Source organism: Streptomyces sp. NBC_00663 (assembly GCF_036226885.1).
Taxonomy (GTDB): domain Bacteria; phylum Actinomycetota; class Actinomycetes; order Streptomycetales; family Streptomycetaceae; genus Streptomyces.
Window position 1 is genome coordinate 3,242,312 of record NZ_CP109027.1, and the last position, 19,196, is coordinate 3,261,507.

17 protein-coding genes are annotated in these 19,196 nt (G+C 69.3%); 8 read left to right on the forward strand and 9 right to left on the reverse strand.

What is annotated here, in order from left to right:
- Positions 1-10 precede the first annotated feature (10 nt).
- A complete protein-coding gene (locus OG866_RS14535; protein WP_329334863.1) occupies positions 11-913 on the forward strand; it encodes a 1-aminocyclopropane-1-carboxylate deaminase/D-cysteine desulfhydrase in 903 nt (300 codons plus the stop codon).
- On the opposite strand, the gene fxsT is transcribed toward OG866_RS14535, so the two are convergent.
- The gene (gene fxsT / locus OG866_RS14540) at positions 914-3,805 is read right to left on the reverse strand and encodes an FxSxx-COOH system tetratricopeptide repeat protein (RefSeq protein WP_329334865.1); all 2,892 of its coding nucleotides are present in this window, start codon (positions 3,803-3,805) and stop codon (positions 914-916) included.
- A 95-nt stretch (positions 3,806-3,900) separates the two neighbouring features.
- The gene (locus tag OG866_RS14545) at positions 3,901-5,496 is read right to left on the reverse strand and encodes a Na+/H+ antiporter (protein ID WP_329334867.1); all 1,596 of its coding nucleotides are present in this window, start codon (positions 5,494-5,496) and stop codon (positions 3,901-3,903) included.
- A gap of 87 nt (positions 5,497-5,583) precedes the next feature.
- Between OG866_RS14545 and OG866_RS14550 the strand changes: the two genes are divergently transcribed.
- The 3 genes from OG866_RS14550 (at position 5,584) to OG866_RS14560 (ending at position 7,660) form a co-directional block, all read left to right on the forward strand.
- Positions 5,584-5,844 (forward strand): UBP-type zinc finger domain-containing protein, encoded by a 261-nt coding sequence (locus tag OG866_RS14550; protein ID WP_194079752.1) that lies wholly within the window; start codon positions 5,584-5,586, stop codon positions 5,842-5,844.
- A gap of 281 nt (positions 5,845-6,125) precedes the next feature.
- On the forward strand, positions 6,126-6,539 hold the full coding sequence (locus OG866_RS14555; protein ID WP_004925829.1) for an anti-sigma regulatory factor: 414 nt from the start codon (positions 6,126-6,128) through the stop codon (positions 6,537-6,539).
- On the forward strand, positions 6,536-7,660 hold the full coding sequence (locus OG866_RS14560) for an RNA polymerase sigma factor SigF (RefSeq protein ID WP_329334870.1): 1,125 nt from the start codon (positions 6,536-6,538) through the stop codon (positions 7,658-7,660). The genes OG866_RS14555 and OG866_RS14560 overlap by 4 nt, the downstream gene beginning before the upstream one ends.
- Before the next feature lie 45 nt (positions 7,661-7,705).
- Here the strand turns inward: OG866_RS14560 and OG866_RS14565 are convergent, their stop codons facing one another.
- A complete protein-coding gene (locus OG866_RS14565; protein WP_329334871.1) occupies positions 7,706-8,155 on the reverse strand; it encodes a hypothetical protein in 450 nt (149 codons plus the stop codon).
- A gap of 169 nt (positions 8,156-8,324) precedes the next feature.
- Here OG866_RS14565 and OG866_RS14570 point away from each other — a divergent pair, with 169 nt between their 5' ends.
- Positions 8,325-9,293, forward strand: coding sequence for a diacylglycerol/lipid kinase family protein (locus OG866_RS14570; protein WP_329334873.1), 969 nt, complete (start codon positions 8,325-8,327; stop codon positions 9,291-9,293).
- Between the two features lie 319 nt (positions 9,294-9,612).
- Positions 9,613-9,870 (forward strand): WhiB family transcriptional regulator, encoded by a 258-nt coding sequence (locus OG866_RS14575; RefSeq protein WP_006142322.1) that lies wholly within the window; start codon positions 9,613-9,615, stop codon positions 9,868-9,870.
- 219 nt (positions 9,871-10,089) lie between these two features.
- Here the strand turns inward: OG866_RS14575 and OG866_RS14580 are convergent, their stop codons facing one another.
- Together OG866_RS14580 and OG866_RS14585 are read right to left on the reverse strand one after the other, a co-directional pair.
- On the reverse strand, positions 10,090-11,556 hold the full coding sequence (locus OG866_RS14580; protein WP_329344099.1) for a sensor histidine kinase: 1,467 nt from the start codon (positions 11,554-11,556) through the stop codon (positions 10,090-10,092).
- Between the two features lie 421 nt (positions 11,557-11,977).
- On the reverse strand, positions 11,978-12,607 hold the full coding sequence (locus OG866_RS14585) for a TetR/AcrR family transcriptional regulator (RefSeq protein WP_329334876.1): 630 nt from the start codon (positions 12,605-12,607) through the stop codon (positions 11,978-11,980).
- 96 nt (positions 12,608-12,703) lie between these two features.
- On the opposite strand from OG866_RS14585, the gene OG866_RS14590 reads away from it, so the two are divergent.
- Together OG866_RS14590 and nagB are read left to right on the forward strand one after the other, a co-directional pair.
- Complete coding sequence (locus OG866_RS14590) at positions 12,704-13,456, forward strand: SDR family oxidoreductase (RefSeq protein ID WP_329334878.1); 753 nt, start codon at positions 12,704-12,706, stop codon at positions 13,454-13,456.
- Between the two features lie 181 nt (positions 13,457-13,637).
- On the forward strand, positions 13,638-14,423 hold the full coding sequence (gene nagB, locus OG866_RS14595) for a glucosamine-6-phosphate deaminase (RefSeq protein ID WP_329334879.1): 786 nt from the start codon (positions 13,638-13,640) through the stop codon (positions 14,421-14,423).
- A 75-nt stretch (positions 14,424-14,498) separates the two neighbouring features.
- Here nagB and OG866_RS14600 read toward each other — a convergent pair whose 3' ends face one another.
- The 4 genes from OG866_RS14600 to OG866_RS14615 all read right to left on the reverse strand — a co-directional run bounded on the left by OG866_RS14600 (position 14,499) and on the right by OG866_RS14615 (position 19,153).
- Positions 14,499-15,986, reverse strand: coding sequence for a glycoside hydrolase family 3 protein (locus tag OG866_RS14600; RefSeq protein WP_329334881.1), 1,488 nt, complete (start codon positions 15,984-15,986; stop codon positions 14,499-14,501).
- Positions 15,987-15,995: 9 nt separating this feature from the next.
- Positions 15,996-16,826 (reverse strand): carbohydrate ABC transporter permease, encoded by an 831-nt coding sequence (locus OG866_RS14605; RefSeq protein WP_329334883.1) that lies wholly within the window; start codon positions 16,824-16,826, stop codon positions 15,996-15,998.
- A complete protein-coding gene (locus tag OG866_RS14610) occupies positions 16,823-17,803 on the reverse strand; it encodes a carbohydrate ABC transporter permease (RefSeq protein ID WP_329334885.1) in 981 nt (326 codons plus the stop codon). The genes OG866_RS14605 and OG866_RS14610 overlap by 4 nt, the downstream gene beginning before the upstream one ends.
- 72 nt (positions 17,804-17,875) lie before the next feature.
- Complete coding sequence (locus OG866_RS14615; protein WP_329334887.1) at positions 17,876-19,153, reverse strand: extracellular solute-binding protein; 1,278 nt, start codon at positions 19,151-19,153, stop codon at positions 17,876-17,878.
- Positions 19,154-19,196 lie beyond the last annotated feature (43 nt).

The following is a 19,196-nucleotide window of genomic DNA, read 5'->3' on the forward strand; positions in this document are numbered from 1 at the left end:
CAATGGGGGCGTGACCGGCCACGACCTCGCCTCCCTGCGCCCTCGGCTCCCGTCGCCGTTGCAGGAGATCGAGGACGACCGCTGGGCCCGCCACGGCGTCCGCCTGCTCCTCAAACGCGACGACCTGATCCACCCGGACCTGGTCGGCAACAAGTGGCGCAAGCTGGCCCCGAACCTGGCCGCCGCGGCCGGCCGCCCCCTCCTCACCTTCGGCGGCGCCTACTCCAACCACCTCCGCGCCACAGCCGCCGCCGGCCGCCTGCTCGGCCTCCCGACGGTGGGGGTGGTACGCGGCGAGGAACTGGCGCACCGCCCCCTCAACCCGTCCCTGGCCCGCTGTGTGGCCGACGGCATGCGCCTGCACTTCGTCGACAGATCGACGTACCGCCACAAGGCCGAGCCGTCGGTCCTCGCGCCGATCCTGCACGCGGCAGGGGCGGAGGACGCCTACGTCGTACCGGAGGGCGGCAGCAACACTCTCGCGGTACGCGGCTGCCAGGCGCTCGGCGAGGAACTGCGGGACCAGGCGGAGGTGGTCGCGCTGGCCTGCGGCACCGGGGGCACCTTCGCGGGTACGGCGGCGGGACTGGGGCCGGGACAGCGGGCGCTGGGAATACCGGTCCTCAAGGGAGGTTTCCTGACCGCCGACATACAGGACCTCCAGGAGGCCGCCTTCGGGGAAACCCGCGGCGCCTGGTCCCTCGACGACCGCTTCCACTTCGGCGGCTACGCCCGCACACCCCCGGAACTCGAGTCCTTCGCGAAGGACTTCGAGGACCGGCACGGGGTGGCGGTGGAGCGGCTCTATGTCGCCAAGTTGCTGTACGGACTTGTCACCCTGGCCGAGGAAGGGGCGTTCCCGGCGGGGAGCAGGGTGGCGGCGGTGGTCACGGGGGCGCCGTTCGCGGAGTGACTAACGGGACTTCTTGCGGAAGCGGCTTTTGGTGGACTTCTTGGCGGTCAGTTGCTGGGCTTTTCGGTGCAGGCCCATCTGCTTGTAGGTGGCGGCCAGGAATTGGATGGTGTGCTGCGTTTCCTTGTGGTCATCCCCGAAGATGCGGCGGCGCCGAGCAACCACATCCTCCAGCCGCGTGGCGGCGGCCTGGAAGGATCGCATGTCGTAAAGGATGACGCCGAGATTGTGAGCGGGCTTCAGCGTCTCCGGGTGGTCGTCCCCGAAGTTGCGGTGGCGCCGGGCAACCACGTCCTCCAACAGTCGCTGAGCGTTCGGGAAGTCACGCAACTCGCGCAAGGTAATCGCCAGTTGGTTCATCGCCAGCAGGGTCTCGACATGATCCGGCCCCAGGATTCGGCGTAGCGAGGCCACGACGTCCACGAGCAAGCGACGAGCCTCCTCGTAGTCGTCCAACTTGTACAGGACGCAGGCAAGGGTGTACGCGGTCCTCTGTGTATCGGGATGGTTGTCTCCGTAGGTACGGCGGCAGCGATGCAACGCGCCCTCGATCATGCCCTTGGCCTCGTCGTGCCTGCCCGTCCCGTTGAGAAGGCTGGCCAGGGACCCGGCAGCGGCGAGGGCTACGGGATGGTCCTCCCCCAAAGTGGTTCGGCAGCGTTCCCAGGTCTGTACGTGCATGCGGTGTGCCTCGGTCACCTCTCCGAGGTCGAAACAGGCATCTGCGAGTTGCAATGCCGACCGCAACGTCTCGGGATGGTCGTCCCCGAGCAAACGACGACGGCGGGCCAGCGTGTCTTCCTCCAACTCGCGGGCTGCGACGATGTCTCCGTTTCTGTGCAACAGCGCAGCGAAGTTGGTGGCTGACTGAAGGGTGTCGGGGTGGTCGTCGCCGAGCACTCGGCGGCGTCGGTCCAAGGTGTCCTGGTGCATGACCATCGCCTCGTTGAACATGCCAAGCCGGTTGTGGATCGCGGCGAGGTCGTTGGCCGACTGAAGCGTGTCGGGATGATCGTCGCCCAGCGTCCTGCGGCGACGGGTGAGGGCGTCCTCGATAATCGGCCGAGCGGCATGACTATCACCGAGGTCCGACGTCGCATGGCCAAGATACTGGGCGGCGGTCAGCACGTCGGGATGGTCGCTACCAAGCGGCACAATCCACGCGCCGCGCAGGGTGGCAGCGAGTTCAGCCGCGGCCCGGGCCTGGGCACTGCGAATGAGAAAGTTCACCGCGCTCCGCAGCGTCGCGCGCAGCCCATGCCTGTTTGGGGCGTCGACGTGCGCCGAGATCAAGTGGGAGGTCAGGCTCGCCCAGGCCGGCCAGGCGGCCGGAGTCTCGGGATCACCCGGAGCGACGGAGGCCAGGACAGCCGCTACGTCGTCACATATCACTTGCTTCCGGACCGAGTCGATCTGGTCCCGCAGCACGGCCTGGGTCAGCCGGTGCACCTGGAAGGCCGGGCCATCGATACGGACAAGGCTGTAGCGGCGCAGGGGTTCGAGCGTGGTCTTCATCCACGTCAGCGCGTCCGTCTGGGCCGGAATCGTGGACAACCGCTCTCGCGCGTCCACCAGCCACTCGGTGGGAATCGGATCGGGGCCGAGGAACGCGGCGAGCCGGAGCAGCGCCGCGGCGTCCGGGTGCTTGCCGTCGAGGTCCTCGACGGCGATGGCCACTGCGGCGGCCAGCGGTTCGGGGTAGTCGGAGACCTCGCCCTCGCGCAGCACAGGGCTGGTGTTCTCGTGCAGGAGTCGCAGGTAGAGGTCGACGTGCGTGCCGCGCTCGATCATGTCCGCGGCCTGCGCCAACGCCAGTGGAAGGTCGCCGAGTTCGGCGGCCAGCGCGTCGGCGTCCGACTCGCCGATCCCCGGCACCCGGGTGCGGACGTAGGCCAGCGAATCCGCCCGCGCGAACACGTCCAGGGACGTGGGACGGGCCAGGCGGCGCCAGTTGGGGTTGCGGGAGGTGATCAGGACATGTCCGGGGCCGTCCGGCAGCCACCGCTCCACCTGGTCCGGATCCTCCGCGTTGTCCAGGATCACCAGCCACCGCGACCGGCCGCTCAGATGCTGCACCAACATCCGCGCGTTGTGCTCCGCCCCCGCCTCCTTGACGGCGACGCCCAGCCGGTCCGCCAGCTCCGTGTAGTGGACCGGTATCTGGTCCGCCTGTTCCGCGTCGATCCACCACACCAGGTCGTACTGACCGGCGAACCGGTGCGCGTACTCCAGCGCCAACTGCGTCTTGCCGATGCCGCCCATCCCGTGTAGGGCGTACACGACCGAGTGCTCGCCGCCGAGGAGGGCGTCGCGGAGATCGGTGATCTCGGCCTCGCGACCGGAGAAGTCGTGATTGCGGCGGCGTACGTTCCACACCTCCGGGCGCCCGGTGCTGCCGGGCAGGCGGGGCTTGTCGAGAACGGCGGCCCCTGCTGTCTCCTGGGCCCCCGGCAGCGGCAGCGGCAGCGGCGGAGCCTCGGTCGGCCTGCGACGGCCGTTCACCGCCTCGCGCAGGGCCGCCACCGCGGCCTCCTCCTCCAGCCCGTGGAGATCCGTGCGGATGCGCGAGGCGAGCAGGGGGCGGACGTCGTCGTTGGTGAGCGGCTCGACGGCGAGGGGGATGAACCGGTCCCGGCGGGCGACCGCGTTGGACCACTCGTCCCCCGTCCACCGCCCGTCCTCGAAGTACGCCTTGGAGAACAGCGCGACCACCGCGTCGGCACGCTCCAACGCCTCGTCCATGCGCCGCACGAAGTCGTCCCCGGTCCGCCAGTCCCACACGTCGAGGATGACCCGGTGGCCGTCCTGTTCGAGCTGCCAGGCCACCCACTCCGCCCACGGGCGGTTCACACCCGCGTAACTGACGAAGAACGTGTGCAAGGTGTCAGTCACCCAGACCCCCGGATCACCCTGTGCCGATCGTGTCCGTCCTATGATCCCTCGTCAGACTGACACCGAGGCACGGAAATCCCGACACCGGCCCCGGCCTACTCCGCCTCCCGATAAGCCGCCGCCTCCTCCAGGTCCAGCCGGCGCAGCAGGGTGCGCAGCATCTCGTCGTCGATGTAGCGGCCGTCCCGGAGCTTCACGAAGACCGTGCGCTCGGCGCTGATCATTTCGCCGGACAGACGGCGATAGGTGTCGTCGGCGGTTTCGCCGGTCACCGGGTTGACCGCGCCGAGGCGCTCCCAGACGGCGTTGCGGCGGCGCTCCAGGACGGTGCGGAGGCGGTCGGCGAGCGGGGGCGGGAGGGTGTTGCGTTCGTCGGACAGCAGCTCGTCCAGGCGGCGTTCGGCGGCCCGGGAGGCCTGCGCCTGGGCGTTGGCCTCGGCGAGGGTCTCGGCCTGGGCGTCACGGCCGGGGAGCTTCAGGAGACGGATCAGCGGGGGCAGGGTGACGCCCTGCACGACGAGCGTGCCGATCACGGTCGTGAAGGTGAGGAAAAGGATCAGGTTGCGGCCGGGGAAGGGCTCGCCGCCGTCCAGGTGCTCGGGGATGGAGAAGGCGATGGCCAGCGAGACCACCCCGCGCATCCCGGCCCAGGCGATCACGAACGGGGCCTTCCAGGTGGGGTTCTCCTCGCGTTCCCTGATGCGCGCGGACAGCACGCGCGGGAGGAACGTCGCCGGATAGACCCAGATGAACCGGGAGGCGACGACCACGAGGAAGACGGCGAGCGCGTACCAGGCGGCGCTGACCCCCTCGTACTCTCCGAGGCCCTTGAGGACCACCGGCAGTTGCAGTCCGATCAGCGCGAACACCGACGATTCGAGAACGAAGGCAACCATTTTCCATACGGCGTCCTCCTGGAGGCGCGTCGCGAAGTCGACCTCCCACGCGCGGTGTCCGAGGAAGAGCGCCACCACGACGACCGCGAGGACACCGGAGGCGTGGAACTGCTCGGCGGCCGCGTACGCGACGAAGGGGATCAGGAGGGAGAGGGTGTTCTGGAGGAGGGGCTCCTTCAGATGGGTGCGCAGCCAGTGGATCGGCACCATCAGGACCAGACCGACCGCCACACCGCCGATCGCCGCGAGCAGGAACTCGCCGATGCCGCCCGCCCAGGACGCGCCCTCGCCGACCGCGGCCGCGAGGGCGACCCTATAGGCGGTGATCGCGGTCGCGTCGTTCACCAGGGACTCGCCCTGGAGGATCGTGGTGATCCGGGAGGGCAGACCGACCCGGCGGGCCACCGCCGTCGCCGCGACCGCGTCCGGCGGCGCCACCACCGCTCCCAGCACGAGCGCCCCGGTCAGCGACAGGCCCGGCACGATCCGGTAGGCGGCCCAGCCGACCACGAGGGTCGCGAAGAGCACGTACCCGACGGACAGCAACGCCACCGGCCGCATCTGTGCCCGCAGATCGAGGTACGAGCTGTCGGTGGCCGCCGAGTGCAGCAGCGGCGGCAGGACCAGGGGCAGGACGATCTCCGGGTCGAGCGTGTACTCGGGGACCCCCGGGACGTACGAGAACACCAGCCCGGCGGCGACCAGCAGCAGCGGCGCCGGCACGGGGGTGCGCCGGGCCGCCGCGGCGATCGCGGCGCTCCCCGCCACCAGCAACAGCAGTGGCATCACATCCATGGCCCTCGCCCGCCCTCGTCCATCGTCATCCGCCCCGCCCTCGATTTTCCGCGCGGCCGTCCGCACACCCGTCGTAACCTGGCAATCATGAAACAGTGCACGCACGCCGACGCGCTGCCGCACCCGGAACCCGCTCCGCTCAACGACACGTGTCCCGAGTGTCTGCGCGACGGTACCCACCCGGTGCAGCTGCGGCTCTGCCTCACCTGCGGTCATGTCGGCTGCTGCGACTCCTCGCCCGGCAGACACGCCACCACGCACTACAAGGAGTCCGGCCACCCGATCATGCGCACGTTCGAGCCCGGTGAGGACTGGCGCTGGTGCTTCGAGGACCACGTTCTCGTGTGACCGGGTCCGGGTCGCGACCAGGCCGGTACCGACTCCGTTTCCGGACGGTTCGACGGTCTGACGTCTGGGTACGTCAACCCGGCGCGCGTTCTTCCCAATTGGAGCCGCAGACCCCTAGACACGGAGCGTGTCCACAGTTTTACTGTGAGTGACGGCAAGGGGTCGGGGTCCCGGGGACAGGAAAGTTGAGAGCGCGATAGCGTCACCGCTGAACCACACTTCGCGTTACTCCGGGGGGCGACCCTCGGCCCCGAAATGCTTGTACCACCTTGGAGGTGAGGGTGTCCCAGATCGCAGGCGAGCCCGCGACCCAGGACTTCGTGGAAGTCCGGCTGCCGGCTGCGGGTGCCTACCTGTCGGTGCTGCGTACGGCGACTGCCGGTCTCGCGGCGCGTTTGGACTTCACCCTCGACGAGATCGAGGACCTGCGCATCGCGGTGGACGAGGCCTGCGCGATCCTGCTCCAGCAGGCCGTGCCCGGCTCGGTCCTCAGTTGCGTCTTCCGTCTTGTCGACGACTCCCTGGAGGTCACCGTCTCGGCGCCGACCACGGATGGTCATGCCCCCTCGCGGGACACTTTCGCCTGGACCGTGCTGTCCGCACTCGCGGGCAAGGTCTCCTCCGCGGTGGACGAGGACAAAACCGTTTCGATCAGCCTCTACAAACAGCGCGGCGCGGGACCCGGGCCGGCGTGAGGACAGGGGACGGGCCGGTGCGTGACGAAGAGCGCGGCACACGGGAGCTGCCGGCCGAGGGCACAGGCGGGTCCCGACACACGGGGGATTCCATCGACGGCGCTGTCGATGCGGCCGGAGTCGCCGGCATCCCCGAACAGGCCCGGCCGCATCCGGAGGACGGCTCCCCCGGGGCCGGCTTCCTGGACGACGGGCAGCGGGATCAGGAAGGTGCCGTGCGGAGCACGTCTCTGGACGGACGGATCGGGGTCCCCCCTGTCCGAGCGGAGACGACGGCTCGGGGAAGGGCGACGGGCAGGACGATGAGCGAGCACGAGCGAGACGATCAGCAGGGCGAGCAGAGCGGCCAGGCCACGCAGCATCACCCTCAGGACCGCAGCGGAGCGCGCGCGCTGTTCATCGAGCTGCGCAAGCTACAGGACGGCAGCCCGGAGTACGCGGAGCTGCGCAACCGGCTGGTCCGGATGCATCTGCCGCTCGTCGAGCACCTCGCGCGCCGCTTCCGCAACCGCGGCGAGCCGCTGGACGACCTCACCCAGGTCGCCACCATCGGCCTGATCAAGTCGGTCGACCGCTTCGACCCGGAGCGCGGCGTCGAGTTCTCGACGTACGCGACCCCGACGGTCGTCGGCGAGATCAAGCGGCACTTCCGCGACAAGGGCTGGGCGGTCCGCGTCCCGCGCAGGCTTCAGGAGCTGCGCCTCGCCCTGACGACGGCCACCGCCGAGCTCTCCCAGCAGCACGGCCGCTCCCCGACCGTGCACGAGCTGGCCGAGAAGCTGGCCATCTCGGAGGAGGAGGTCCTGGAAGGCCTGGAGTCGGCGAACGCCTACTCCACCCTCTCCCTGGACGTCCCCGACACCGACGACGAGTCCCCGGCGGTCGCCGACACCCTCGGCGCCGAGGACGAGGCGCTGGAGGGCGTCGAGTACCGCGAGTCCCTCAAGCCACTCCTGGAGGACCTGCCGCCGCGGGAGAAACGGATCCTGCTGCTGCGCTTCTTCGGCAACATGACCCAGTCGCAGATCGCGCAGGAGGTCGGCATCTCCCAGATGCACGTCTCCCGTCTGCTGGCCCGCACCCTGGCCCAGCTGCGGGAGAAGCTCCTCGTGGAGGAGTGACGGTCCGCTCCCGGTTCTCCGGCGCCTGTGACGCCGTAGGACCGACTACCGCTCCCCGTCCTGTGCGCGACCCGGCCCCTTGATCCCGAGGGCCTGGGTCGTCGCCGGGTTGACCAGCAGAACCAGCGCGGTCACCGCGACGACCGCGAGCACGATGCCCGCCGGGATCGCCATGCTGTCGGCCTGAAGCAGGTTGTAGGCCACCGGCAGCGCCAGGATCTGGGTGATGACGGCGGGCCCCCGGCTCCAGCTCCGCAGCGCGAGCAGACCGCGCGCGGCGAGCAGCGGCAGCAGAGCGAGGACCACGAGCGTGATGCCGCCGGTGACGGCGGTCTGCCGGTCGTCGGGGTCGCCGGTGAAGCCCTCCACGAGCATCCAGACCCCGCCGACGACGAGCGCGAGCCCCTCCAGCGCGGCCAGGGCGGCGGCATAGATCAGGCGCCGCGGGCGCGGTCCTGCGGTTTCCTCGGGGGCGGGCGTCTGCTCACTGGTCACCCCTGAAGGGTATCCGTCGCCCCCTCGGCTCCCCCGGCCAGGCGGGGGCGACGCACGGCCGCTCGCCGGGGTTGCCCGCCCCGCCCGTGGCAAGATTCACGCACCGAAGTCTTACGTGATCCCTACCTCGGCCTGTGCCGGGTACCACCGGGTAGGTACGCTGCAACTCATGCGTGCACTTCTCGTGGTCAATCCGGCGGCAACCACCACAAGCGCACGTACGCGCGATGTCCTGATCCATGCGCTCGCGAGCGAGATGAAACTCGAGGCGGTCACCACCGAGTACCGCGGCCATGCGCGCGACCTCGGCCGGCAGGCGGCGGAGAGCGAGGACATCGACCTGGTCGTGGCCCTGGGCGGCGACGGCACGGTCAACGAGGTGGTCAACGGTCTGCTGCACGCCGGCCCGGACCCCGAGCACCTGCCCGGTCTCGCCGTGGTCCCCGGCGGTTCCACCAATGTCTTCGCCCGCGCCCTGGGCCTGCCCAACGACGCGGTGGAGGCGACCGGCGCCCTGCTCGACGCCCTGCGCGAGGGCAGCGAGCGCACGGTCGGCCTGGGGCTGACCTCCGGCACGCCCGGCACCGAGGACGAGGCCGTCCCGGGCCGCTGGTTCACCTTCAACGCGGGACTGGGTTTCGACGCCGGTGTGGTCGGCCGGGTCGAGCAGCAGCGCGAGCGCGGCAGAAAGTCGACACACGCGCTCTACGTCCGCCAGGCCCTGCGCCAGTTCTTCGGCGAGGCCCACCGCCGGCACGGGACGATCACCCTGGAGCGTCCGGACGCGGAGCCGGTGACCGATCTGGTCCTCTCCATAGTCTCGAACACGTCTCCGTGGACCTTCCTGGGCAATCACCCGATGTACGCATCGCCTAAGGCGTCGTTCGATAAAGGCCTCGACGTACTCGGTCTCAGCCGTATGACGACGACCGCTGTCGCCCGGTATGGCACCCAGTTGCTCACTTCGTCCCCCGAGCGTGGACCCCATGGCAAGCATGCGGTGTCCCTGCACGACCTGGACCAGTTCACCTTGCATTCGAAGGTCCCTCTGCCCCTTCAGATGGACGGCGACCACCTCGGGCTGCGTACGAGCGTGACGTTCACAGGCGTACGCCATGCACTGCGTGTGATTGTGTGAGCAGAAAGGGCTGAAGTCCTTTCACTCGAACGTTTAGGCCAGCATCCACCCCATGGAAGTACGGCTGTGACCTAGTCGACACCGAGGAATCAAAAAAAACTTTCCGGAAGGGGTTGTATCCGCCGCTGAGGTTTGCGAGTCTCTACGTGGCGATCGGGACAGCCCGCAACACCGGCTCCACAGATCACCGGAACCCCTCTTCACTTCACAGGACCTCTCCAGGGAAACCTGACGGACGGCCCTTCACTTGTTGAGGGATTCGTGAAAGCGTTCACATTCACAAGCAACTTGCACGTAATACCAAGGAGAGGTAGCAGCCATGGACTGGCGTCACAACGCCGTTTGCCGCGAGGAAGACCCCGAGCTCTTCTTCCCCATCGGCAACACCGGTCCTGCGCTGCTGCAGATCGAGGAAGCCAAGGCCGTCTGCCGGCGCTGCCCCGTTATGGATCAGTGTTTGCAGTGGGCGCTCGAGTCCGGTCAGGACTCCGGCGTCTGGGGTGGTCTCAGCGAGGACGAGCGTCGTGCGATGAAGCGCCGCGCCGCCCGCAACCGGGCCCGTCAGGCTTCTGCCTGACACACCCACCCCGCCTGAGCTTGGCGGCGCGTACAGCGAGTACGCATCTCCCGCCCCCGAGCCGCAGCGCGCAGTACCCCCGGTGCGCAGCACAAGCTGGCAACGAGCATTCGAGCCCCGGACCGATTCTGGTCCGGGGCTTCTTGCTGTGCGCCTGTTCTGAACACAGGCTGTTTCACTCTGAGTTGCCGACTCCGGTCCCGCTTACCGGCTTCAGCCCTACTTGTTGGCGCGCACCGGGACGTCGAGGATGACCCGGGTGCCGCGCTCCGGTGCCGGGACCATGTCGAACGTGCCGCCCAACTCCCCCTCCACCAGCGTCCGTACGATCTGAAGACCGAGGTTGCCGTCGGTGTGCGGGTCGAAGCCCTCGGGCAGGCCGATCCCGTCGTCCTGGACCGTGACGAGGAGGCGGGCCTCCTTCGTCGTCCCACCACGGACCGCCGAGACCTCGACCGTGCCGGTCTCGCCTTCACGGAAGCCGTGTTCCAGGGCGTTCTGGAGGATCTCGGTCAGGACCATCGACAGCGGGGTGGCGACCTCGGCGTCGAGGATGCCGAAGCGTCCGGTGCGCCGACCGGTCACCTTGCCGGGCGAGATCTCCGCGACCATCGCGAGGACCCGGTCGGCGATCTCGTCGAACTCCACACGCTCGTCCAGGTTCTGGGACAGCGTCTCATGCACGATCGCGATCGAACCGACCCGGCGGACCGCCTCTTCGAGGGCCTCGCGGCCACGGTCGGAGTCGATCCGGCGGGCCTGGAGGCGGAGCAGGGCGGCGACCGTCTGGAGGTTGTTCTTCACCCGGTGGTGGATCTCCCGGATGGTGGCGTCCTTGGTGATCAACTCGCGCTCGCGGCGCCGCAGTTCGGTGACATCGCGGAGCAGGACCAGCGAACCGATGCGGGTGCCCTTGGGCTTGAGCGGAATGGCCCTGAACTGGATGACCCCGTCACCCGACTCGATCTCGAACTCGCGCGGGGCCCAGCCGCTGGCGACCTTGGCGAGCGCCTCGTCCACCGGGCCGCGGGTCGGGGCGAGTTCGGCGGTGGTCATGCCGAGGTGGTGGCCGACCAGGTCGGAGGCGAGGCCGAGACGGTGGTAGGCGGACAGCGCGTTCGGGGAGGCGTACTGGACGACACCGTCGGCGTCGAGGCGGATCAGGCCGTCGCCGACGCGTGGGGCGGCGTCCATGTCCATCTGCTGGTTCGCGAACGGGAAGGAACCGGCCGCGATCATCTGCGCGAGGTCCGACGCGCTCTGGAGGTAGGTCAGTTCGAGGCGGCTCGGGGTGCGCACGGTGAGCAGGTTGGTGTTGCGCGCGATGACGCCGAGGACGCGGCCCTCTCGTCGTACGGGAATCGACTCGATCCGGACCGGGACCTCCTCGCGCCACTCGGGGTCGCCCTCGCGCACGATCCGGCCCTCGTCGAGGGCGGCGTCGAGAAGAGGGCGTCGGCCGCGCGGGACGAGGTGGCCGACCATGTCGTCCTGGTAGGAGGTGGGGCCGGTGTTGGGCCGCATCTGGGCCACCGAGACATAGCGGGCGCCGTCCCGGGTGGGGACCCACAGGACGAGGTCGGCGAAGGAGAGGTCGGAGAGCAGCTGCCACTCCGAGACCAGCAGATGGAGCCACTCGAGGTCGGAGTCGTCGAGGGCGGTGTGCTGGCGGACCAGTTCGTTCATGGAGGGCACGTGAGCGAGCGTACCTGGCGGTACGGACCAGGCCGGAAATCGGTCACCCGGCCCTGAGAACACCCGCGGGCCGCGGCGCCTGGGAGGGACCCTCAGCCCTCCCGGCACCGCAGCCCGGAGCAATATCGGCCACGGGGTGTGCGGTCCCGGACGGCCGAAGGATGAGGAGCCGGGGCAGTCAGGGCAGAGAGCTCCGGTTCCTCGGTCCGCCTTCCTGTGCGGGGAAGGCGGAAGCCGGTGTGTTCTGTTTTCACGTCTCGTTACGCATTGTGGACTAGACCACTCGGTGTGTCCATGCGTTGGAGGCTGTTTGTTGTTGTCAGTTCTCCCAGGGTCCCGCAGATGCCTCGACCCCGTCTGGAGAACTACTGGGACGCCCTAGCATCCACCACGCAGCCTAACCCGTGTGGGTTCATGTGCGGGGCCAGATGGCCATGGCAATTTCCGCGAGCGCTTCCAGTTCCTCCCGGCTCGCCCCGTCCCGCGCCTGTTGCGACATGCCCTGGATCATCGCTCCCGCGTGCCGGGCGAGGGCCGCGGCGTCGGTGTCCGCCGGCAGCTCCCCCGTGGCGATGTCCGCTCGGATACGGCTCTCGAAGGCGGCGATGTTCGCGTTGCGCCGGTCGCGCAGGGATTCCTCGACCTCGGCGCTGGTGCAGTTGGTGGCCGCGTGGATGACGAGGCAGCCGTGCGGGTGTCCGGGGGCGGTGTACTCGACGGCCGCCTCCCGCAGCATCCGCTCGACGGCGGCCCGGGCGGTGGGCTCCTCGGCGAGGGCGCGGTCACCGAAGGAGCCGTAGCGCTTGCCGTACTCGAGGACGACCTCCTCGAACAGGGCCCGCTTGTCACCGAACGCGGCGTACAGACTCGGGGCGCCGATGCCCATGACGCGGGTGAGGTCGGAGACGGAGGTGGCCTCGTAGCCGTGCTCCCAGAAGGCGAGGATCGCCTTCTCCAGGGCGGTGGCGCGGTCGAAGGAGCGAGGGCGGCCACGCGGTTTGGCCTGCTTGACCTGCGGGTTCGTCTCCTCGATGCGCTCCATGGGGTGAATTCTATAGGGGCCGCTAGAAAAACGTCGGGCGACTGTTGTACGGTCTTTCTGTAGCGACCACTAGGGAAATGCGAAGGGGGCGCCGACATGGGCGTACTTGCGGGCAGGACGGCTCTCGTCACGGGGGCGAGCAGGGGTATCGGGCGAGGCATCGCCGAGCGGCTGGGGCGCGACGGGGCGCGGGTCGCCGTGCACTACGGCACGAACGAGGCGGCGGCGAAGGAGACGGTCGCCGCGATCGAGGAGGCGGGCGGATCGGCCTTCGCGATCGGAGTGGAGCTGGGGCGGCCGGGTGACGCCGAGGCGCTGTGGGAGGAGTTCGACCGGCACGCGGACGGGGTGGACATCCTGGTGAACAACGCGGGGATAGGGGTGTCCCGCCCGATCGAGGAGATAGACGAGGCGGAGTACGACCGTGTCTTCGCCGTCAATGTGAAGGCACCGTTCTTCCTCGTCCGCCACGGCATGGCCCGCCTCCGGGACGGCGGCCGCGTCATCAACATCTCCTCGGGCCTCGCCCGCACCGCCGCCATGCCGCACAACATGGCCTACGCGATGACGAAGGGCGCGCTGGACGTCTTCTCCCGGGACCTGTCCAAGGTGCTGGGCCCCCGGAACATCACGGTGAACTCGGTGGCCCCGGGCATCATCGCGACCGACAACACGCATGAGCTGCTGCACGCGAGCGAGGAGGCGTGGGCGCACGCGGCGGCCTACTCGGCGCTGGGCCGGGTGGGCGAGCCGGCCGACGTGGCGGATGTGGTGGCGTTCCTGGCGTCGGAAGGGGGACGGTGGATCACGGGAAGCTGGGTGGATGCGACGGGAGGCTCACTGACATAGACCCCGCTCGGCCCTCGGCCCTCGGTTCCTGACTCTCGGCCTGAGGTGAGGCGGAGGCTCTCCGGGCCGTTTTCGCCTGGGCCCGTTGGCCTGATTCTGTTAGATTGGTCTAAACCACATGGCCCTTTTCGGGTCCAGTCGAGCCCTCTCACAGACCGTCTCTCAGATCGGCAGGCCCAGCGTGGAAGTTGTCATCGTTCCGGACGCCAAGGCGGGTGGCGAGCTCATCGCCGAGGCCATGGCGCAGCTCCTGCGGCGCAAGCCCGACGCCCTGCTCGGGGTGGCCACCGGCTCGACGCCGCTGCCCATCTACCAGGCGCTGACGGCCAAGGTGCGGTCCGGTGCCGTGGAGGCCTCGCGGGCGCGGATCGCCCAGCTCGACGAGTATGTGGGGCTGCCGGCGGAGCATCCGGAGTCGTACCGTTCGGTGCTGCGCCGTGAGGTGCTGGAGCCGCTCGGGATCGGGATGGACGCCTTCATGGGGCCGGACGGGACCGCGGACGACATCCTGGGGGCCTGTGCGGCGTACGACGCGGCGCTGGCCGCGGCCGGGGGCGTGGATCTGCAATTGCTCGGGATCGGGACCGACGGGCACATCGGGTTCAACGAGCCGTGCTCCTCGCTGGCCTCCCGGACCCGGATCAAGACGCTGACCGAGCAGACGCGGGTCGACAACGCGCGGTTCTTCGACGGGGACATCGAGCAGGTCCCGCATCACGTGATCACCCAGGGCATCGGGACGATCCTGGAGGCCCGGCACCTGGTGCTGCTGGCCACCGGTGAGGGCAAGGCGGACGCGGTGGCGGCGACGGTGGAGGGACCGGTGGCGGCGGTGTGCCCGGCGTCGGCGTTGCAGCTGCATCCGCATGCCACCGTCGTCGTCGACGAGGCCGCCGCGTCCAAGCTGAAGCTGGCGGACTACTTCCGGCACACGTACGTCAACAAGCCGGACTGGCAGGGGATTTAAGCCCCCGCGGGCAAGACACCGCAGGCGCCGGTTCCCCTCACGGAACCGGCGCCTGTCGTGTCGTAGGACGACCCTCTACTCCCCCGCGACGACCTCCGCCGCCGCCCGCCCGCAGACCCGGGCCGCGCCGTGCGTGGCGATGTGCAGGGCGCCTCGCGGCGGTGCCTGGGGGACGCCCATCTCGACCACGATCGTGTCCGGGCGGGTGCGCAGGACCGAGTCGAGGGCCGAGGTCATCCAGGGATGGCGGTGTTCGTCGCGGACGACGGCGACGATACGGCGGCGCCCCGCGGCGGCCAGGGCCGCCATGCCGGCGCCGTCCCCCACGAAGCTGCCGGTGTCGGTGCCGGGGAGAAGGCGGGTCAGTTCCGCGGCCACGCCCCACGGGGTCTCGTCGCCGACCGCGAAGTTCGCGACCGGGGTGAAGGCGGCGACGAACGGCGCCTCGGTGAGCGGGGTGAAGTCGGCGGCGCCGGTGAGGGTCAGGGCGCGGCGGGCCGCGCGCAGACCGACGTCCGGGTCGCCGGCGGCCGAGGCGTCCGCCGCGGAGGCCGCCGCCGTCCAGCGGGCGAGGGAGCGGACGCGTTCGGCGGCGTCCGCGAGGCGCTCCTCGGGAAGGTCACCGGAGCGGACGGCCGCGACCAGGGCGTCCCGCAGGCGCCGTACGGTCTCGTCGTCGGCGAGGCCGCCGCCCACGCAGATCGCGTCCGCGCCGGCCGCGATGGCGAGGACGCTGCCGCGTTCGATGCCGTAGGTGGCGGAGATGGCCTGCATCTCCATGCCGTCGGTGACGATCAGGCCCTCGTAGCCGAGGTCGCCGCGGAGCAGGTCCGTCAGGACCTTGCGGGACAGCGTCGCCGGGTGGTCGGGGTCCAGGGCCGGGACCAGGATGTGGGCGCTCATCACCGCGCGGCTGCCGGCGGCGATCGCGGCGCGGAACGGGGCCAGTTCACGCTCCGGCAGGACCGAGGCGTCCGCGTCGATGCGGGGCAGCGCGTGGTGGGAGTCGGTCGCGGTGTCGCCGTGGCCGGGGAAGTGCTTGGTGCAGGCCGCGACTCCCGCCGACTGGAGGCCGGTGACATAGGCGGCGGTGTGGCGGGCGACCAGGTCGGCGGAGGCGCCGAAGGAGCGGACGCCGATCACCGGGTTCTCCGGGTTGGAGTTGACGTCGGCCGACGGGGCCCAGTTGAGGTTCACCCCGCAGGCGGCGAGGCGGCGGCCGAGTTCGAAGGCGACCTCACGGGTGAGGTCCACGTCGTCCACCGCGCCCAGGGCGTGGTTGCCGGGGAAGCTGGAGCCCGTCCGCACCTCCAGGCGGGTGACGTCGCCGCCCTCCTCGTCGATGGCGACCAGGACGTCGTCGCGTTCGGTGCGCAACTGGGCGGTGAGGGCGGAGAGTTGGTCGGGCGAGGCGATGTTGCGGCCGAACAGGCCCACCGAGGCCAGGCCCTCGCCCAGGCGGCGCAGCAGCCAGTCGGGGGCGGTGGTGCCGGTGAAACCGGGCTGGAGGACCGTGAGCGCGTCGCGCGTGAGGGTGTCGGTGCCCTTGGCGAAAGTCGTCATCGGGTGGCGTTATCCCTTCACCGCGCCGGCCGTCAGACCATTGACGGCCCTGCGCTGCAAGAAGACGAAGAGGATCAGGATCGGGACGGCGAAGAGGGACGAGGCGGCCATCGTCGCGCCCCAGTCGTTGCCGAAGGCCGTCTGGAAGCTGGACAGCCACAGGGGCAGGGTCTGGGCCTCCGCCTCCTTGTTGAGGATCAGGACCAGCGGGAACTCGTTCCACGCGGTGATGAAGCCGAAGAGCGAGGTGGACATCAGGCCCGGGGCGAGGAGAGGGAGGATCACCTTGCGGAAGGCCTGGCTGCGCGTGCAGCCGTCGACCATCGCCGCCTCCTCCAGTTCCTTGGGCACGGCGGCGACGAAGCCGCGCAGCGTCAGGATCGTGAAGGGCAGGATCATCATCATGTAGAAGACGGTCAGCGGGACCAGGCTGTTCAGCATGGAGGCGTCCCGCACGATCATGTACATCGCGATGATCATGACCTCCCAGGGCGCCATCTGGGCCAGCATGAACCCGATGATGAAGCCCCGGCGCCCCTTGAACCGCATCCGGGCGAGGGCGAAGGAGCCGAGCAGGGCGACCGTCAGGGACAGGGCCACCGCGCAGACCGTGACGATCAGCGAGTTGGAGACGTACGTCCAGAAGTGGTCGACGCCCGTGGCGGTCTTGAAGTGCTCCAGCGTGATGTGGGTCGGGAACCACACCGGGTCCTCCGAGATGATGTCGCCGGTCGGCTTGAAGGCCGTGGCGAACATCCAGTACACGGGGAAGACGAAGCCGATGAACAGGATGACGGCCGTCGCGTTGGGCCAGATGCGGCTGAACAGCGAGCGCTTCACAGCTCGTCCTCCTCTTGCTTGAGCACGATCCGCAGGTAGTACGCGGTGATGACCAGCAGGATCAGGATGGTCAGGACGGCGATCGCGGCGCCCATGCCGTAGTGCTGGTTGCCGACGCCCTCGATGTAGGCGTAGACGGGCAGGATCTCGGTGAGCCGGTCGGGGCCGCCGCCGTTGATGGTGAAGACCTGCACGAACGCCTTGAAGATCCAGATGACCTCCAGGAACGTCGTGGCGTAGAGGAAGGGCCGCAGGAACGGCAGCGTCACCGTGGTGAAGCTCTTCCAGGCGCCCGCGCCGTCCAGGGCCGCGGCCTCGTAGAGCTCACCGGGGATCGTGGTCGTCGCGGCGTACAGGTTGATGGCGACGAACGGGATCGACTGCCAGACGATCAGCACGGTCACCACGAAGAACGTCGACAGCTGGCTGCTGGTCCAGCTGTAGTCGGCCATGGAGTGCCAGCCGAACTTGTCCAGGACCCAGTTGACGACGCCGAAGCGCTGGGCGAAGAGCCACTGGTAGACGGTGGTCGCGGCGACCACGGGCATCGCCCAGGCCAGCACGAGCCCGATCATCAGGGTGACCCGCATCCGCTTGCCGAGGCGGGCGAGGAGCAGGCCGACCAGTGCGCCGAGGAGCATGGTCAGAACGACGTTGACCGCCGTGAACAGCACGGAGCGGCCGGTGACACGCCAGAAGTCCTCGCCGGTGAGGGCCTGCTTGTAGTTGTCGATGCCGTTCCACTCGGTGACATGCTGGATCAGCTGTCCCATGTTGAGGTTCTGGAACGACAGCAGGAGGTCCTTCAGCAGCGGCCAGCCGAGCAGCAGCACGGTGGCCGCGCAGGCGGGCAGCAGCAGGAGGTACGGGGCGAGCGCGCTCGCGCGGGACGCCGGTCGCTGCTCACCGGGCCCTCGCTGGTCCACTTTGGTCACGTCCACCGGACCGGAGGGCGGCCGTTCGGTCTGCACGGTCATGCTCGCGTTCTCTCTACTCGGCCTACCGGAACGCGGGGCGAGGGCCGTTGACCGGCCCCCGCCCCGATGCCCTTACTGCTGCTGGGCGAGGCGCTTGTTGAACTCGCTCTCGACCTGCTTGGCGGCCTCGGCCGGCGTCTTGCCGTTGAGGACGGCGGTCATGTAGGTCTTGACCGGGTTGGGCGCGTTCTCGACCGCGGCCCACTCCGGGATCAGCGGCGTGGTGCCACCACCGGCGGCGGCGGGAGCCGCGGCCTCGGCGACGGCGTTGCCCGTCAGGTTGGTCTGCAACGACTCCTTGTTCGGGATGACGCCGTTGAGCTTGGCCAGCTCGCCCTCGTACTTGTCGGACAGGGCGATCTTCAGGAACTCGTTGGCGAGCGCCTGCTTCTTGCTGCCCGCGGCGACGGCGAGGTTGGAGCCGCCGAGGAAGACGCCCTCGGGCTTGTCGGCCGTGGCACCGGGGATGGTGAAGTAGCCGATGTCCGACTCGATCTTCTTGTTGGCGGCGACGGCCGTGCCGGCCTCCCAGCCCATGCCGATGAAGGCACCGACGTTGCCCTTGGCGAAGACCTCCGCCTGCTGCGGGGTGGCCTCGTCCTTGTCCTTGGGGGCCTTGGACAGGGCCTGGAACTTCTTGTAGGTCTCCATGGCGGCGGCGACCTTCGGGTCGTCGAGGTTGGAGACGTACTTGTCGCCGTCCTTCTTCACCAGCTCGGCGCCCTCACCGATGGTGAGGCCGACGAAGTGGTACCAGTTCTGGCCGGGCAGGTAGATCGGCTCGGCCTTGGTCTTGTCGCCGATCTGCTTGAGGTCGGCGTAGAACTCGTCCCGTGTCTTCGGGGTGTCCTTGATGCCGGCGTCGGCCCAGACCTTCTTGTTGTAGATGACGACGCGGTTGGCGAAGTACCAGGGCGCCGCGTACTGCTTGCCGTCGTAGATCGAGGACTTGTTCAGCGACTCGGTCCAGTCGGCGCCGATCGACGACTTGAGGTCGGCGAGGTCGGCGAGGCCGCCGGTCTTGGCGTAGGCCGGGGTCTGGGTGTTGCCGATCTCGAAGACGTCGGGCGGGTTCTCCTCCGACAGGGCGGTGGTCAGCTTCTGCTGGATGCCGTTCCACTGCTGGATCTCGAACTTGACCTTGGCCTTGGTCTTCTTCTCGAAGGCGGCCTGCACGTCCTTCTGCCACTGGTCCGGCGAGGAGCCGTCCATCACCCAGACGGTGAGGGTCTGGCCGGCGTAGCCGTCCGCCCCCGCCTTGTCACCACTGTCGCCGTCGTCGCCCCCACACGCCGCGACGGAGACCAACATGGCCGCGACACCGATCGCGGTAATCAGCTTGCGCTTCACGCCATCCTCCTCAGGATGCCCACACCCCCCGCCCACGAAGCTG

Bases quoted from the DNA above. Each gene is read 5' to 3' on its own strand.
- OG866_RS14600 (WP_329334881.1), bottom strand. From the start codon at position 15,986: ATGACGACTTTCGCCAAGGGCACCGACACCCTCACGCGCGACGCGCTC.
- OG866_RS14545 (WP_329334867.1), bottom strand. From the start codon at position 5,496: ATGGATGTGATGCCACTGCTGTTGCTGGTGGCGGGGAGCGCCGCGATC.
- OG866_RS14570 (WP_329334873.1), top strand. From the start codon at position 8,325: ATGCGTGCACTTCTCGTGGTCAATCCGGCGGCAACCACCACAAGCGCA.
- OG866_RS14580 (WP_329344099.1), bottom strand. From the start codon at position 11,556: ATGAACGAACTGGTCCGCCAGCACACCGCCCTCGACGACTCCGACCTC.
- OG866_RS14590 (WP_329334878.1), top strand. From the start codon at position 12,704: ATGGGCGTACTTGCGGGCAGGACGGCTCTCGTCACGGGGGCGAGCAGG.
- OG866_RS14550 (WP_194079752.1), top strand. From the start codon at position 5,584: ATGAAACAGTGCACGCACGCCGACGCGCTGCCGCACCCGGAACCCGCT.
- OG866_RS14585 (WP_329334876.1), bottom strand. From the start codon at position 12,607: ATGGAGCGCATCGAGGAGACGAACCCGCAGGTCAAGCAGGCCAAACCG.
- OG866_RS14575 (WP_006142322.1), top strand. From the start codon at position 9,613: ATGGACTGGCGTCACAACGCCGTTTGCCGCGAGGAAGACCCCGAGCTC.
- OG866_RS14610 (WP_329334885.1), bottom strand. From the start codon at position 17,803: ATGACCGTGCAGACCGAACGGCCGCCCTCCGGTCCGGTGGACGTGACC.